The sequence below is a fragment of the Roseomonas sp. SRI_022 genome (assembly GCF_057586215.1).
The window spans coordinates 91,508-105,610 of the sequence record NZ_JBYCZL010000008.1 but is presented as its reverse complement, the minus strand read 5'-3'; the positions used below and the strand labels follow the sequence as shown (position 1 = coordinate 105,610).

Annotated in this window: 12 protein-coding genes; 8 read left to right on the top strand and 4 right to left on the bottom strand. The window is 67.9% G+C overall.

Going from position 1 to position 14,103, the window contains the following annotated elements:
• Positions 1 to 2 precede the first annotated feature (2 nt).
• The 8 genes from AC2YHJ_RS10130 to AC2YHJ_RS10095 all read left to right on the top strand — a co-directional run bounded on the left by AC2YHJ_RS10130 (position 3) and on the right by AC2YHJ_RS10095 (position 9,050).
• Positions 3 to 668 (top strand): RraA family protein, encoded by a 666-nt coding sequence (locus tag AC2YHJ_RS10130; RefSeq protein ID WP_487395767.1) that lies wholly within the window; start codon positions 3 to 5, stop codon positions 666 to 668.
• A 2-nt stretch (positions 669 to 670) separates the two neighbouring features.
• Positions 671 to 1,636: a 2-hydroxyacid dehydrogenase gene (locus AC2YHJ_RS10125; RefSeq protein WP_487395766.1), complete on the top strand. Its 966-nt coding sequence runs from the start codon at positions 671 to 673 to the stop codon at positions 1,634 to 1,636.
• A gap of 156 nt (positions 1,637 to 1,792) precedes the next feature.
• Positions 1,793 to 2,788, top strand: coding sequence for a Bug family tripartite tricarboxylate transporter substrate binding protein (locus tag AC2YHJ_RS10120; RefSeq protein WP_487395764.1), 996 nt, complete (start codon positions 1,793 to 1,795; stop codon positions 2,786 to 2,788).
• Positions 2,789 to 2,915: 127 nt separating this feature from the next.
• Positions 2,916 to 3,908, top strand: a complete 993-nt coding sequence (locus AC2YHJ_RS10115; RefSeq protein WP_487395762.1) for an ABC transporter permease — start codon at positions 2,916 to 2,918, stop codon at positions 3,906 to 3,908.
• Positions 3,905 to 5,014 (top strand): ABC transporter permease, encoded by a 1,110-nt coding sequence (locus tag AC2YHJ_RS10110; RefSeq protein WP_487395761.1) that lies wholly within the window; start codon positions 3,905 to 3,907, stop codon positions 5,012 to 5,014. The genes AC2YHJ_RS10115 and AC2YHJ_RS10110 overlap by 4 nt, the downstream gene beginning before the upstream one ends.
• Entirely contained in the window at positions 5,007 to 6,005 is a 999-nt protein-coding gene (locus AC2YHJ_RS10105; RefSeq protein ID WP_487395760.1) for an ABC transporter ATP-binding protein, read from the top strand. Before AC2YHJ_RS10110 ends, AC2YHJ_RS10105 begins: the two co-directional genes overlap by 8 nt.
• Positions 6,002 to 7,000, top strand: coding sequence for an ABC transporter ATP-binding protein (locus AC2YHJ_RS10100; protein ID WP_487395758.1), 999 nt, complete (start codon positions 6,002 to 6,004; stop codon positions 6,998 to 7,000). The genes AC2YHJ_RS10105 and AC2YHJ_RS10100 overlap by 4 nt, the downstream gene beginning before the upstream one ends.
• 19 nt (positions 7,001 to 7,019) lie before the next feature.
• Positions 7,020 to 9,050, top strand: coding sequence for an ABC transporter substrate-binding protein (locus tag AC2YHJ_RS10095; RefSeq protein ID WP_487395757.1), 2,031 nt, complete (start codon positions 7,020 to 7,022; stop codon positions 9,048 to 9,050).
• Between the two features lie 69 nt (positions 9,051 to 9,119).
• Here the strand turns inward: AC2YHJ_RS10095 and AC2YHJ_RS10090 are convergent, their stop codons facing one another.
• From AC2YHJ_RS10090 to AC2YHJ_RS10075, 4 genes are read right to left on the bottom strand one after another with little or no spacing between them, the layout of a single operon-like run.
• Positions 9,120 to 10,706, bottom strand: coding sequence for an ABC transporter ATP-binding protein (locus AC2YHJ_RS10090; protein ID WP_487395755.1), 1,587 nt, complete (start codon positions 10,704 to 10,706; stop codon positions 9,120 to 9,122).
• Positions 10,703 to 11,536, bottom strand: coding sequence for an ABC transporter permease (locus tag AC2YHJ_RS10085; protein WP_487395754.1), 834 nt, complete (start codon positions 11,534 to 11,536; stop codon positions 10,703 to 10,705). Before AC2YHJ_RS10085 ends, AC2YHJ_RS10090 begins: the two co-directional genes overlap by 4 nt.
• Positions 11,536 to 12,513: an ABC transporter permease gene (locus tag AC2YHJ_RS10080; protein ID WP_487395753.1), complete on the bottom strand. Its 978-nt coding sequence runs from the start codon at positions 12,511 to 12,513 to the stop codon at positions 11,536 to 11,538. The genes AC2YHJ_RS10085 and AC2YHJ_RS10080 overlap by 1 nt, the downstream gene beginning before the upstream one ends.
• Entirely contained in the window at positions 12,510 to 14,102 is a 1,593-nt protein-coding gene (locus AC2YHJ_RS10075; RefSeq protein WP_487395752.1) for an ABC transporter substrate-binding protein, read from the bottom strand. The genes AC2YHJ_RS10080 and AC2YHJ_RS10075 overlap by 4 nt, the downstream gene beginning before the upstream one ends.
• Position 14,103: the final 1 nt, after the last annotated feature.

Below are 14,103 nucleotides of genomic sequence, written 5' to 3'. Positions count from 1 at the left end.
CCATGCCGAAATATCAACTCGGCCCCATGCCGGCGCAGATCAGCGCCGAGGTCGTCGCTCTGCTGGAGCAGACGGAAACCGCAACGGTCGGCCACTGGCGCCACTGGGGCTTCGTCGATCGTGGCGTGCAGGCGCTGCTGCGCGGCCGCCGCGTCGCGGGAACGGCGATCACGGTGCAGATCCCGGGGCCGGATTCCACGCTGCTGCATCACGCGCTCGGCCTGCTGCGGCCGGGCGACGTGCTGGTGGTGGATCGCCTCGGCGACACGCGCCACGCCTGCTGGGGTGGCGGCGTCACCGTGGCGGCGAAGGCGGCGGGTGCGAAAGCCGGTGTGGTCGATGGCCCCTGCACCGATCTCGAGGAAGTCGAGGCCTCCGACTTCCCACTGTGGGGCCGCGGCCTCGCACCGATCACGACGCGCATCTACGACCTGGGCGGGCGGCTGAACGTGCCGGTGGCGATCGGCGGCGTCGTGGTCTCCCCCGGCGATGCGGTGCTGTGCGACGAATCCGGCGTACTCGTATTGCCGCCCGAGGAAGCCGAGGCCGAGGCCCGCGCGGCGATCGCGCGGCAGGAACGCGGCCTTGCGACGCAGGGTCGTGTCGCGGCGGGTGAGAAGCTCGGCGACATCAGCGGTGCGACCGCCAAGGTCCTGGCGGGCGGCTGACCATGACGCAGAAGATCGCGATGCTGCAGCCCGTCGCCGAGGAGATGATGGGCATCATCCGGGAATTGCTGCCCGAGGGATTCACCGTCAGCGCCGTGACGGGCCGCACGCCAGATGACCTGAAGGCGGCGATGGCCGATGCCCATTACGGCGTCTGGTGGGATGTGCCGGTCACCGCCGAGATCGTCGCCGCGTCACCCAAGGTGAAGCTGTTCCACAAATGGGGCGTGGGCGTGGACAACATCGACATAGACGCCTGCCGTGCGCGCGGCATCCAGGTCGCCCGTACCACCGGCAGCAACGCCGCGCCGGTCGCCGAATTCACCATCGGCGCGATGATCGCCCTCGCGCGCCGCATCGTGCCGGCGCATATCTCCACCGCCGCCGGCGGGTGGGAGAAGAACGAGGTCTGGAAGCGCAGCATCATGGTCACGGGCAAGACCGTGGGCATCATCGGGCTGGGCTCGATCGGCAAGGGCGTGGCGAAGCGCCTGGCCGGCTTCGACTGTCGCATCCTCTACCACAACCGCAACCGCATCCCGGCGGCCGAGGAAGCCGCGCTCGGCGTCGAATACGCCACGCTCGACGACCTGCTGCGGCAGAGCGACATCGTCTCGCTGAACTGCCCGCTCTCGCCCGAGACGAAGGGGATGATCGACGCGCGCGCCTTCGGGCTGATGAAGCGCGGCGCGCTGCTGGTGAATGTCGCGCGCGGCGGCGTGGTGGTGGAAGCCGACCTGATCCGCGCGCTGGAGGACGGCACGCTCGCCGGCGCGGCGGTGGATGTGTTCGAGGCCGAGCCGCCGCCGAAGGATCATCCGCTGCTGCGCATGCCGAATGTGATTGTCACGCCGCACACGGCGTCCACCGCCTTCGAGAATTCACGCAAGGGCGTCGCCCATTGGCTGGGGAACATCCTGCGCGTGTCGAAGGGCGAGGCGGTTCCCGAGAAGGACCGCGTCGCCTGATCCTGGCTTCGGGGCTGCGTCGCCGCGGCGCAGTCCCGCAAAGCCCTTTAGACGCCTGGCCCTCGATCGCTTCGTGAACTCTCCGGAATGGCTTTGCCAGGCGGTGCCACCTGCGCCACCATGGCCGCCAAGCATAAGAATGCCCGGAGGACTTCCATGATCCGTCGCCGTACCCTTGCCGCAGCGCCGCTGCTCGGCCTCGCGGCGCTGCGCCCCGGCAGCGTCGCCGCACAGCAGCAGTCCGCCGCACCCTGGCCCAATCGGCCGCTCCGCATGATCATCCCCTGGCCGCCTGGCCAGCAGACCGATGTGGCCGCGCGGCTGATCGCACAGTTGCTGACCGAAAGGCTGGGCCAGCCCGTGGTGCCCGACAACCGTCCGGGCGCGGGTGGGCAGATCGGCACCAACGCCGTCGCGAAGGGCACGCCCGATGGCTATACGCTGCTGGCCGCCTCCATCGGGCCGATCACCTTCGGGCCGCTGGTGACGCGCACGCCCTATGATGTGGAGAAGGAGCTGGCGCCGGTCGCGAGCCTTGGCGCCGCGCCCTTCATCGCGCTGGTGAAGCCGGATTTCCCCGCGCGCGACCTACGCGCCTTCATCGATCTGCTGAAGGCCAGTCCGGGGAAGTATTCGCACAACTCCTCGGGCGTCGGCGGCGCGCAGCACCTCGTCACCGCGCTGTTCCTCGCCAAGGCGGGGCTGGAGGCGTTGCACGTCCCTTTCCAGGGTAGCGGCCCCGCCCTTGCCGCACTGCTCGGCGGCCAGGTGGATTTCGGCTTCGACACGCCGGCCGCCGCCGGGCGGCTCGTCTCCTCCGGCCAGCTGCGGGCTCTCGGCGTCACCAGCGCCCAGCCTTCCGCGCTGGTGCCCGGCGTGCCCGCCATCGCTTCGGCCGGCGGGCCGGCGGATTACGATGTCATCTCCTGGTTCGGCGTGATGGCGCCGACCGGCACGCCACGCCCCATCATCGACCGCATCGCCGAGGAAATCCGCCAGGGCGCCGCGACGCCGGAGCTGCGGGAGCGCTTCGCCGGCATCGGCATGGCCGTGGATGGCGCGAATGGACCCGACCAGTTCATGGCCAATCTGCGCAGCGGTTGGGCAACCTTCGATCCGGTGATCCGGCAACTGGGCATCCGGGCGGAGTGACGCGCCGGGCGCTGCTTGCCGCCCGCCATTTGCGCGTGTTTACTTCGCGCCAAGCAGCCCGGCACGGATCGGGCGCGTGGAGAGGAAACGACAGGATGCCCGGGGCCCCGGCAGGCCGCGTGCCTGCATGCTGAGCTACCTGCTGCAGCGCCTCGGCCTTGCGCTCGTTACCTGCGTCTTCATCTCGGCGCTGACCTTCGTGATCATCCGGCTGCCGCCGGGTGACTTCGTCGATGCCTATATCGCCAACCTCGTCGCCAGCGGCAGTTCGGTGTCGCAGGACCAGGCCGCGGCGATGCGCATCGAATACGGCTTGGACCAGCCTGTCATCGTGCAATACGCGCGCTGGATGGGGCGTGTGCTGCAGGGGGATTTCGGCGTCTCGATGGTGTGGCGCCGGCCGGTGAACGAGGTGATCGGCGACCGGCTGTGGCTGACCATGGTGGTCTCGCTCGCCGCCTTGTTCCTGACCTGGGCGATCGCGCTGCCAATCGGCATCTATTCGGCGGTGCGGCAGTATTCGATCGGCGACTACGTCTTCACGACGCTCGGCTTCATCGGGCTGGCGGTGCCGAACTTCCTGCTGGCGCTGATCCTGATGTATCTCGGCTTCCGCTATCTCGGCCTGTCGGTCGGCGGGCTGTTCTCGCCGGAATTCGTGCAGGCGGACTGGTCCTGGGCGCGGGTGTGGGACCTGATGAAGCACCTGCCGCTGCCGGCGGCGGTGCTGGCGCTGGCGGGCACCGCGCAACTGATCCGCATCATGCGCGCCAACCTGCTGGATGAGTTGCGGCGGCCCTATGTCGTGACGGCGCGCGCCAAGGGATTGTCGGAACGACGCGTCGTTTTGAAATATCCAGTGCGCGCGGCCTTGAACCCCTTCGCGTCCTCGATCGCTTATCTGTTTCCCTACCTGGTGTCGGGCAGCATCGTGGTGTCGCTGGTGCTCGGCCTGCCGACCGTGGGGCCGCTGCTGCTGCAGGCGCTGGTGGCGCAGGACATGTTCCTCGCCGGCGCGATCGTGCTGCTGCTTGGCGTGATGACGGTGGTCGGCACACTGATCTCCGATCTGCTGCTGATGTGGATCGATCCTCGCATCCGGCTGGAGGGACGGTCATGAGCGCCACCACCGCCGCATCGCAGGACCGCTGGGCGGAGGCGACACAGCTTCAGCTCACCTGGTGGCGCTTCCGCAAGCATCGGCTCGCGGTGGTCAGCATGGTGATCATCGTCCTGTTCTACATGGTCGCGGCCTTCGCGGATTTCCTCGCGATCAACGACCCGCATGCGACGGATGCGCGGCGATCCTTCATCCCGCCGCAGGCGATCCACCTGTTCGACGAGGACGGCTTCAACCCGCATGTCTATGGCCTGCGCGGCGTGCGGGACCGGCAGACCTTCCAGCTCGTCTATACGCCGGACCCGAACCGCAGGCTGCCGGTGCGGCTGTTCACGCGCGGATATACCTACAACCTGCTCGGCCTGTTCGAGACCGACATCCACCTGATCGGCATCGAGGGCGGGCAGCGCACCGATGGCATCTTCCTGCTCGGTACGGACCAGCTTGGCCGAGACCTGTTCTCGCGCATGATCGTAGCGACGCGGGTGTCGCTGTCGATCGGCCTCGCGGGCGTGACGCTCAGCCTGCTGCTCGGCATCATCCTTGGTGGCATATCGGGGCTCTATGGCGGCTGGGTGGATACCTTCATCCAGCGCATCATCGAGGTTCTGCGATCCATCCCCACCATCCCGCTGTGGATGGGCCTCGCCGCCGCGCTGCCGAACACCTGGAGCACCACGCAAGTCTATTTCGCCATCACCGTCATCATCTCGCTGATCGGGTGGACCGATCTCGCGCGCGTGGTGCGCGGGCGCTTCCTATCCCTGCGGGAGGAGGATTTCGTCATCGCCGCGGAACTCGCCGGCGCCTCGCAGGGGCGGATCATTTTCCGCCACATGCTGCCTTCCTTCGCGTCCCACATCATCGCGGCGGTCAGCCTGGCGCTGCCGGCGATGATCGTGTCCGAGACGGCGCTGTCCTTCCTCGGCCTCGGGCTGCGACCGCCGGCGATCTCCTGGGGGATCCTGTTGCAGGATGCGCAGAACATCCAGGTGCTGGCCAATGCGCCCTGGCTGCTCTCGGCGGCGGTGCCGGTGATCCTGGTGATCCTCGCCTTCAACTTCCTCGGTGACGGGCTGCGCGACGCAGCGGATCCCTATGGCTGAACGCACATCCCTCGCCGTCCGCGACCTCGCCGTCCATTTCGAGATGGAACAGGGCACGGTGCGCGCGCTCGAAGGCGTATCCTTCGACCTGCATGCTGGGCGGACGCTTGGCATCGTTGGCGAAAGCGGCTGCGGCAAGTCGGTCACGGCGCGCTCGATCCTGCGCATCCTCGACCGGCCGGGCAGGATCGTCGGCGGGCGCATCCTGCTCGACCCCGGCTCGGGGGACGAGACCGACCTGATCGCCATGGACCCGGAATCCCGCCGCATGCGCGGCATCCGTGGCGGGCGGATCGGGTTGATCTTCCAGGAACCGATGACGGCGCTGTCCGTCCACTACACGGTCGGCAACCAGATCATCGAGGCGGTGCGCCAGCACGCCGACATCTCCAAGGCGGCGGCGCGCGACCGCGCCATCGAGCTGCTCGGGGAGGTCGGTATCCCGCGCCCCGAATTGCGCGTCGATGCCTATCCCTTCCAGCTCAGTGGCGGGCTGCGCCAGCGTGTCGGCATCGCGATGGCGCTGGCAGGCGACCCCGATATCCTGATCGCGGACGAGCCGACCACGGCGTTGGACGTCACGACGCAGGCGCAGGTGCTGGACCTGCTGCGGCGGCTGCAGCGTGACAAGGGGATCGCGCTGATGCTGATCACCCACGACATGGGCGTGATCGCGGAGATGTGTGACGAGGTCGCGGTGATGTATCTCGGCCGCGTCGTCGAATATGCCCCGGTCGCCGAATTGTTCGCGACGCCGCGCCATCCCTACACTCGGGCGCTACTGCGCGCCGTGCCGACCATCCTGGCCACGCCGCGCCAACGCCTCGCGACGATCGGCGGCGCGGTGCCGCATCCCGGCGCGCGACCCACGGGCTGCGCCTTCCATCCGCGCTGCGCGGACTTCATGCCCGGGCGTTGCGACGCGTCATCACCACCGCCACTGGCACCCGGCCGTGCCGGCGCGTCCTGCTTCCTCGAGGTGACGTCATGAACGTGCTCGAGGTGGATGACCTCAAGAAGCACTACCCGATCCATGCCGGCATGCTGCGGCGGGAGGTCGGACGTGTCCGCGCGGTGGATGGCGTGTCCTTCCATATCGCGGCGGGAGAGACGCTCGCGCTGGTGGGCGAGAGCGGCTGTGGCAAGACCACCGTCTCCCGCTGCATCCTGCGCGCCCTGACACCGACCTCGGGCGCGATCCGATTCAGCCCGGAAGGCAGCGACAACGTCGATCTCGCGCGCCTGTCCAAGCGCGCGATGCGGCCGCTGCGGCGGCACATCCAGATGATCTTCCAGGACCCGTATTCGTCGCTGAATCCGCGCATGATGGTGGGCGACATCATCGCCGAGCCGCTGAAGGTGAACGGTGTGCCGGCCGCCGAGCGTAATGCACGCGTGCTGGAACTGCTCGACCTGGTGCAGATGCCCGCGGTGGCCCGCACACGATTCCCGCACGCCTTCTCGGGCGGGCAGCGCCAGCGCATCGGCATCGCCCGCGCGCTGGCGCTGAATCCGCGCCTGGTGGTGGCGGACGAACCGGTCAGCGCGCTCGATGTCAGCGTGCAGGCGCAGATCATCAATCTGCTGCTGGACCTGCAGGACCGGCTGAAGCTGTCGATGTTGTTCGTCGCGCACGACCTGTCCGTGGTGCGCCATGTCAGCGACCGCGTCGCGGTGATGTATGTCGGGCGCATCGTCGAGATCGCGCCGACCGATGCGCTGTATCGCAGCCCGCGCCATCCCTATACCGAGACACTGCTTGCCGCCGTGCCGGCGCCCGACCCGATGCGTCGCGGCCGCCAGATGAAGGCGACGGGAGAGGTCGCGGACCCCGCCAGGCCGCCGCCGGGCTGCGCCTTCCATCCGCGCTGCCCCTATGTGCAGGACCGCTGCCGCACCGAGCGCCCCGAACTGACCGAGGTGACGCCGGGTCGCTGGACCAGTTGCCACCGCGCCGGGGAGATCGAACTCGCCGGCGTGGCCTGAAACAACAAGGGAGGACGTCATGAAGCGACGCGAATTCGGGGCGACCCTGCTGGCAACGACCGGCCTCGCCTCCGCCGCGCTGGCGCAGTCAGCCGGGCAGGTCCGGGAATCCGGCTTGGTGGGGGAGCTCGAAGGCCCCACCCTGATCGATGACCCCGCGCGCCGGCCGCGGCAGTTCAAGGAAGCGCCGATGCTCACCGAGCAGGTGCGCGCCGGCCGCCTGCCGCCGGTCGAACAACGCCTGCCGCAGGACGTGATGGTGATCCAGCCGCTGCGCAGTATCGGGCGCTATGGCGGCACTTGGCGCCGCGGCTTCATCGGGCCGAGCGACAGCGAGAACGGCAACCGCATCATGTCCGCGGACAAGCCTTTCTTCTTCGACAAGACGGGCACCGAGATCGCACCCTGCCTCTGCAAGGGGTACGAGGTCAGCGAGGATGGTCTCCGCACCACGGTCTTCCTGCGCAAGGGTATGCGCTGGTCCGACGGCACGCCGCATACCGCCGATGACTGGGTGTTCTGGTTCGAGGATCTGTACCAGAACCGCGACCTGGTCGCCGCGCCGGCACCAGAGATGTTCGCCGGCGGCAAGCCCGGCCGTGTCGAGAAGGTGGACGAGACGTCGGTCGTCTTCATTTTCGAGGAACCGAACTATCTGTTCCCGTATCTGCTGGCGGGCGACACGCTGGTGGGCGGCGGCCAGACGCGGCAGCAATCCGATGGGCGCGCCTACAGTGTCTATGCGCCGAAGCACTACCTCAGCCAATTGCTGCCGAAGTACACGCCGCTTGAAACACTGACCGCGCAGGCGCGCGCCGCGGGCTTCTCCAACTGGGTGCAACTGTTCCGCGCGCGATCGGACTGGCGTCTGAACCGCGACCTGCCGACACTCTGCGCCTGGCGGATGACTCAGCCCATCACCGGCCAGCAATGGGTGCTGGAACGCAATCCGTATTTCTATGCCGTCGATACCGAGGGCAATCAGCTACCTTACATCGACCGCGTGCAGCTGACGCTCGCCGAGAATCCCGAGGTCGTGAACCTGCGCGCCGTCGCCGGAGACTACGATTACCAGGAACGCTTCATCGATCTCGGCAAGCTGCCGATCCTGCTGGAGAACCGCGCGCGCAGCCGCTACCGCGTGCATCTCGATCCGGGCTTCAATGGCGGCGACACGGTGCTGTTCCCGAACCTGACCTACACCGAGGATCGCGAGATCGGTGCGCTGCTGGCCGACGCACGGTTCCGCCGCGCCATGTCGCTCGGCATCGATCGGGAGCAGTTGAACGAGGCCTTCTGGCTCGGCCTCGGCACGCCGGGCTCGGTCATTCCCGATCGCATCATCCCCGAAAGCCCGGGCGAGGAATGGCGCACCAAATGGTCCACCCATGACCCGCGCCAGGCCAATGCGCTGCTCGACGCGGTCGGGCTGACGCGCAAGGACCGCGAGGGTTACCGCCTGCGCCGCGACAATGGCCAGCGCCTGCGCATCGAGATCGCGGTGGCGCAGACACTTTCGCCCACCTGGCCGCAGCAGGCGGAGATGATCGTCCAGCATTGGCGCCAGATCGGCCTGGCAGGCGATGTGAAAGTGATGGAACGCGGCCTTGCCATCACCCGCGCGCTGAACGACCAGAACCAGATCCTGATGTGGACCAACAACGGGACGGAGAGCCTGTATCTCTACCCGCGCTATGCCTTGCCGGTGGATCCGACCGCGGGCGTGATGGGCAATGCCCATGCGCTGTGGTTCGCGTCCAATGGCGAGCGCGGCACCGCCCCGACCGAGCCCGAGATGCTGCGCGCCTTCCAGTTGATGCGCGCCGCGGCCGGTCAGCGCCAAGCCGAACGCACGCGTACCGCGCAGGAGATCTGGAAGATCGCCGTCGAGCAGCAATGGGGCATCGGCGTGGTCGGCCTTTCACCCGCTTTCATGGGCGTGCGCGTGGTGAACGAGAAGCTGGAGAATGTCCCGGCCCGCACCGGCGTGTCCCAGCACATCCGCACGCCCTGGGGCGGGCATCCGGAACAGTGGTATTTCAAGGCGTGACTACCTTCATCCGGCCCGGGGCCTTGCCTAGGGCCGGGTGCGCAGGATGCTGAACGCGGCCGTTGGAACTCAGGCGCCGAACAGCGCCCGACCCGGGATCGCCTCGATAAGGCTGCGCGTGTAGTCGCTGCGCGGCGCGGCGAAGACGGATTGGATCGGTCCGGCTTCCTCCACCACGCCGTTGCGCATCACCGCGACCTCGTCGCAGAGTTGCGCCGCCACGCGCAGATCGTGCGTGATGAACAGGATCGACAGGCCCAGCCGGTCCTGCAAGTCGCGCAACAGCGCCAGCACCTGCGCCTGCACGCTGACATCGAGCGCACTGACGGGTTCGTCCGCCACCAGCACCTCCGGCTTCATCGCCAGCGCGCGGGCGATGCCGATGCGCTGGCGCTGACCGCCGGAGAATTCATGCGGAAAGCGATCCGTGGCATCCGCCTCCAACCCGACCAGGGTGAACAGGCGCCGCGCCTCGGCCTGCGCCTCAGCCGCCGCCACGCCGGCCGCGATCGGCCCCTGCGCCACCTGCGCGCCAACGCGGCGGCGCGGATTCAGTGAGGCATAGGGGTCCTGGAACACCATCTGCACGCGCTGGGCGGCTTCCCGCCGCTTCGCAGGCAGCGGCGCACCGCCAATCATGACCTCGCCACCATCGCTGCCAAGAAGGCCGACAACGCAACGCGCCAGGGTGGACTTGCCCGATCCGCTCTCCCCCACCACGGCCAGCGTCGAACCGCGCTTCAGCGCGACAGACACGCCATCCAGCGCGCGCACCGGCTTGCGGCGCCGGAACAGGCCGCGGCTGGCATAGGTCTTGGTCAGGCCGCGCACTTCGAGCACCGTATCGGATGACAGCACGCGCGGTTCCGGCGCATGCAGGCCCGGCACAGCGGCGAGCAGCGCGCGCGTGTAGTCGTGCTGCGGATGGGTCAGCACCTCGCGCGCCGTGCCCTCCTCCACCACTTCGCCCAGGCGCATCACCGCGACGCGATCCGCGATCTCCGCCACCACGCCGAAATCATGGGTGATGAACAGCACCGCGGTGCCGTGGCGCTTCTGAAGGTCCTTGATCAGCGCCAGCACCTGCGCCTGCGTCGTCACGTCAAGCGCGGTGGTGGGCTCGTCGCAGATCAGCACTTCCGGTTCCAGCGCAAGCGCCATGGCGATCATCACGCGCTGGCGCTGGCCGCCGGAGAGTTCATGCGGGAAGGCGCGCAAGGCGCCCTCGGGGTCCGGCAGATTGACCTCGCGCAGGGCGGCCAGGGCGCGGCGCTGTGCCTCCGCGGCATCGAGGCCGAGATGGACACGCCACATCTCGCCGATCTGCGCGCCGACGCTCATCAGCGGGTTCAACGCCGTCATCGGTTCCTGGAAGACCATGGCAACGCGGCGCCCGCGCACGGCACGCCAGGCTTCGGGCGACAGGGCGCAGAGATCCTCCCCGGCCAGCGCCATGTGTCCCGCGGCGATGGACAAGCCGGGCGCCAGCAGACCCATCACGGCCGATGCCGTGACCGACTTGCCCGACCCGCTCTCACCGACCACACAGAGGATCTCGCCCGAGGCGACCGAGAGGGAGACGTTCTCGATCGCATTCTGCCGATCTGCGCCGCGTGGCAACCGGACCGTCAGCCCGTCGATCTGCAGCCGCGTCATCGGCCGCCCGCCAGGCGCGGATTCAGCGCATCGTTCAACCCCTGCCCGACCAGTGAAACACCGAGAATGGTCAGCAGGATCGCGACACCCGGAATGGCCGAGACGTACCACTCCACCCGCAGCACATTGCGCCCCAAGCCGATCAGATTGCCCCAGGATGGCACGTTGGGGTCGGAGAGTTGCAGGAAGGCGAGCGCACTCTCCAACAGGATCGCCACCGCCATGACGACGGAGGCATAGACGATCACCGGCGGCAGCGCGTTCGGCAGCACTTCCCGCAGGATCAGATGCGCATCGCCCAGCCCCTGCACGCGGCAGGCCTGCACGAATTCCCGCGTGCGCAGGGACAGGAACTCCGCCCGCGTCAGGCGCGCCACCGGCGGCCAGGACACCAGACCGATGGCGACCGTCACCGTTTCCATCGTGCTGCCGAACACCGCCACCAGCACCAGCAGCAGCAGGAAGTTCGGCAAGGTCTGGAAGGCCTCGGTCAGGCGCATCAGCGCCGTGTCGGTCGCGCCACCGTAGAAGCCCGCGACCGCGCCGATGGCAATGCCGATCACCACCGCGATGGAGGTGGCGACGAAACCGATCAGCAGCGAGATGCGCGCGCCGTGGAACAGCTGCGCCGCGATGTCCCGCCCCGACGGATCGGTGCCGAGCGGAAAGCGTGGATTGGCCCCCGGCCATTGCAGCGGCCGCCCCGCCAAGCCAAGCGGATCATTCGGATAGAACCAGGACGCCCCCACCCCCATCACCAGCAGCGCGATCAGGACGGCCGACCCGATCAGCGCCGAGGGGCTGCGCGCATAGGCCTTGAGTGCCCGCATCAGGACCCCGCCGAGATGCGCGGATCAAGCCGCGCATAGAGGATATCGACCAGGAAGTTGATGGTGATCACCAGCAATGCCGAGACGAAGACGATGCCGAGCAGCGTGTTGAGATCGCGCTGCACGACGCTCTCATAGGCCAGCCGCCCAAGGCCGGGCAGCGCGAAGACGCTTTCGACCACCACCGATCCACCCAGCATCGTTCCTGCCTGCAACCCGATGAGCGTCACCATCGGCAGCATGGCATTGCGCAGCACGTGCTTCGCCACCACGCGCGTTTCGGTCAGCCCCTTGGCGCGGGCGGTACGCACGAAGTCGAGGCTCAGCACCTCAAGCATCGAGGCGCGCATGATGCGCAGGTAGATGGCGAGGAAGATCAGTCCCAGCGTCAGCGTCGGCAGCACCAGGTGCTGCGCGATGTCCAGCACCGCAGCGATGCCGGTATAGGATTGCGTGATGTCGGTGAAACCACCCGCCGGCAGCCATTGCAGATAGACGCTGAACAGCACGATCGCCATCAACCCGAACCAGAAGGACGGCGTGGCGTAGAACATCAGCCCGAGCGTCGAGATCAGCGTATCCGGCCATCTATTCACCCGCCGCGCGGCCACCACCCCCAGCACCAGGCCGAAGAAGAAAGCGAAGGACAGGGACGCAGCCATCAGCAGGATGGTCGGCGGCAGCCTCTCAAGAATGACCGTCGCGACCGGCTTGCCGTAGATCGCGGAGAAGCCGAGGTCGAGCGTCGCCAGCCGCACCAGGTAGTTCCAGAGCTGCGCCGCGATCCCGAGGTCCAGGCCGTAGAAGCGACGCAACTCCTCGGCCAGCGCCGCGTCGCCGCCGCCCATCTGCGCCATCAGCGCATCCACGGTGTCGCCGGGTGCGAGTTGCAGCAGCAGGAACATCCCGGCGAGGATCAGCAGCAGGGTCGGCAGCGATGCTGCGAGCCGCCACAGCGCGAGGCGAAGAACCCTCAAGATGCCAGCCAGGTGTCATGCCAGGAGGACGAGGCCCAGCGCGGATTGTTGCCCGCATTGCGGATGCGACGGTTGAACACCGAGACGAAGATCTGCTCGATCGGCATCCACAGCGGCAATTCGGTCTGTACCGAACGCACGAAGTCGCCGTAGAGCGCCTTGCGCTTCACCGCATCCGGCTCGGTCGCCGCATTGTCGATGATCGCGTCGATGTTCGCATCGGTCCAACCCCACTGGTTGGTCCAGGGCGCGCCGCGCGGGCTGCCGGAGCGATACCACACCGTGGTGCTGACGGCAGGGTCCGAGCGATACTGATGCCAGCCGGTCGCGAGATCGAAGTTCCAGTCGTTGTAGACGCTGCGCAGGAAGCCGGCGGCATCCAGGCGCACGATCTCCACGCGGATGCCGACCTGCTGCAGCGATTGTTGGATGAAGGTGGTCCATAGCGCGATGTCCTCGCCCCAGGGGGCGGGGTTGAGGCGCAGGTTGAAGCGCACGCCGCCGGCGCCGCGGCGATGCCCGGCCTCGTCCAGCAGGCGGTTCGCCGCCGCGATGTCGAAGCCGTATTGCGGCATGGGCGCGGTCGGATAGTAGTCGGTGGAGACCGAGGGGATCGGCCCGGTGCCTGGCTTGGCGAAGGGACCGAGGAAGTTCTCGATGAAGAAGGGCACGTTCAGCGAATGCGCGATCGCCTTGCGCACGCGGATGTCGGCCAGGATCGGATTGCGGAAGTTGAATTCCAGCGTGTTGGTGCGAACATTGCCCTCATTGCCGCGCGTCGTGGATTCGAAGCGCGGGTCGCGGCCGAGCCGCTGCATGTCGGCGATCGACAGCGCGGAATACGGGCTGAACAGCAACTGTCCCGATTCCATCTGCGCCGCCGCCGCAGCGCGATCGCCCACCACGCGCCAGATGACGCGGTCGAGATAGGGCATGTTGTTGCGCCAGTAGTTGGGATTGCGCTCGGCGATGATGTGCTGCCCGCGCTCGTACTGGACGAATTTGAAGGGGCCGGTGCCGATCGGCGCGTTGTTCGCCGGATTCTGCCGGATGTCCCCGGTCTCGAAGATATGCTTCGGGGACACGTAGCCGAGGTCCGGCAGGCCGCGCAGCAGCAGGCCCTGCGGCATCGGGCGTTCATACTTGAAGATCGCGGTATGCGGGTCCGGCGTCTGCACTTCCGCCAGGAACTGCTGCATCGTCGTCCCGTAGTTGAGGATCTTCTTCCACATCTCCATCGCCGAGAAGGCGACATCGGCCGAGGTGAAGTCCTTGCCGTCATGCCAGGTGACGCCGCGACGCAGGCGGAACACATGGGTCAGGCCGTCCGGCGCGCTCTCCCAGGATTCCGCCAGCACGCCGACCGGATTGCCCTGGGCGTCGAGATCGACCAGCGCCTCCTGCATCTTGCCGCCGACGATGTAGACGCCGGTGGAAGCCTGGAGGGACGGGTTCAGGATGCGCTGCTCGGTGGAGAAATGCACCGTCAGCACGCCGCCGCGGCGCGGTGTCTCCTGCGCCGCGACGCTGGTGGGAATCATCGCGGCGGCGCCGAGCAACAGCATCTCGCGGCGGTTCGGTCCGGTCATG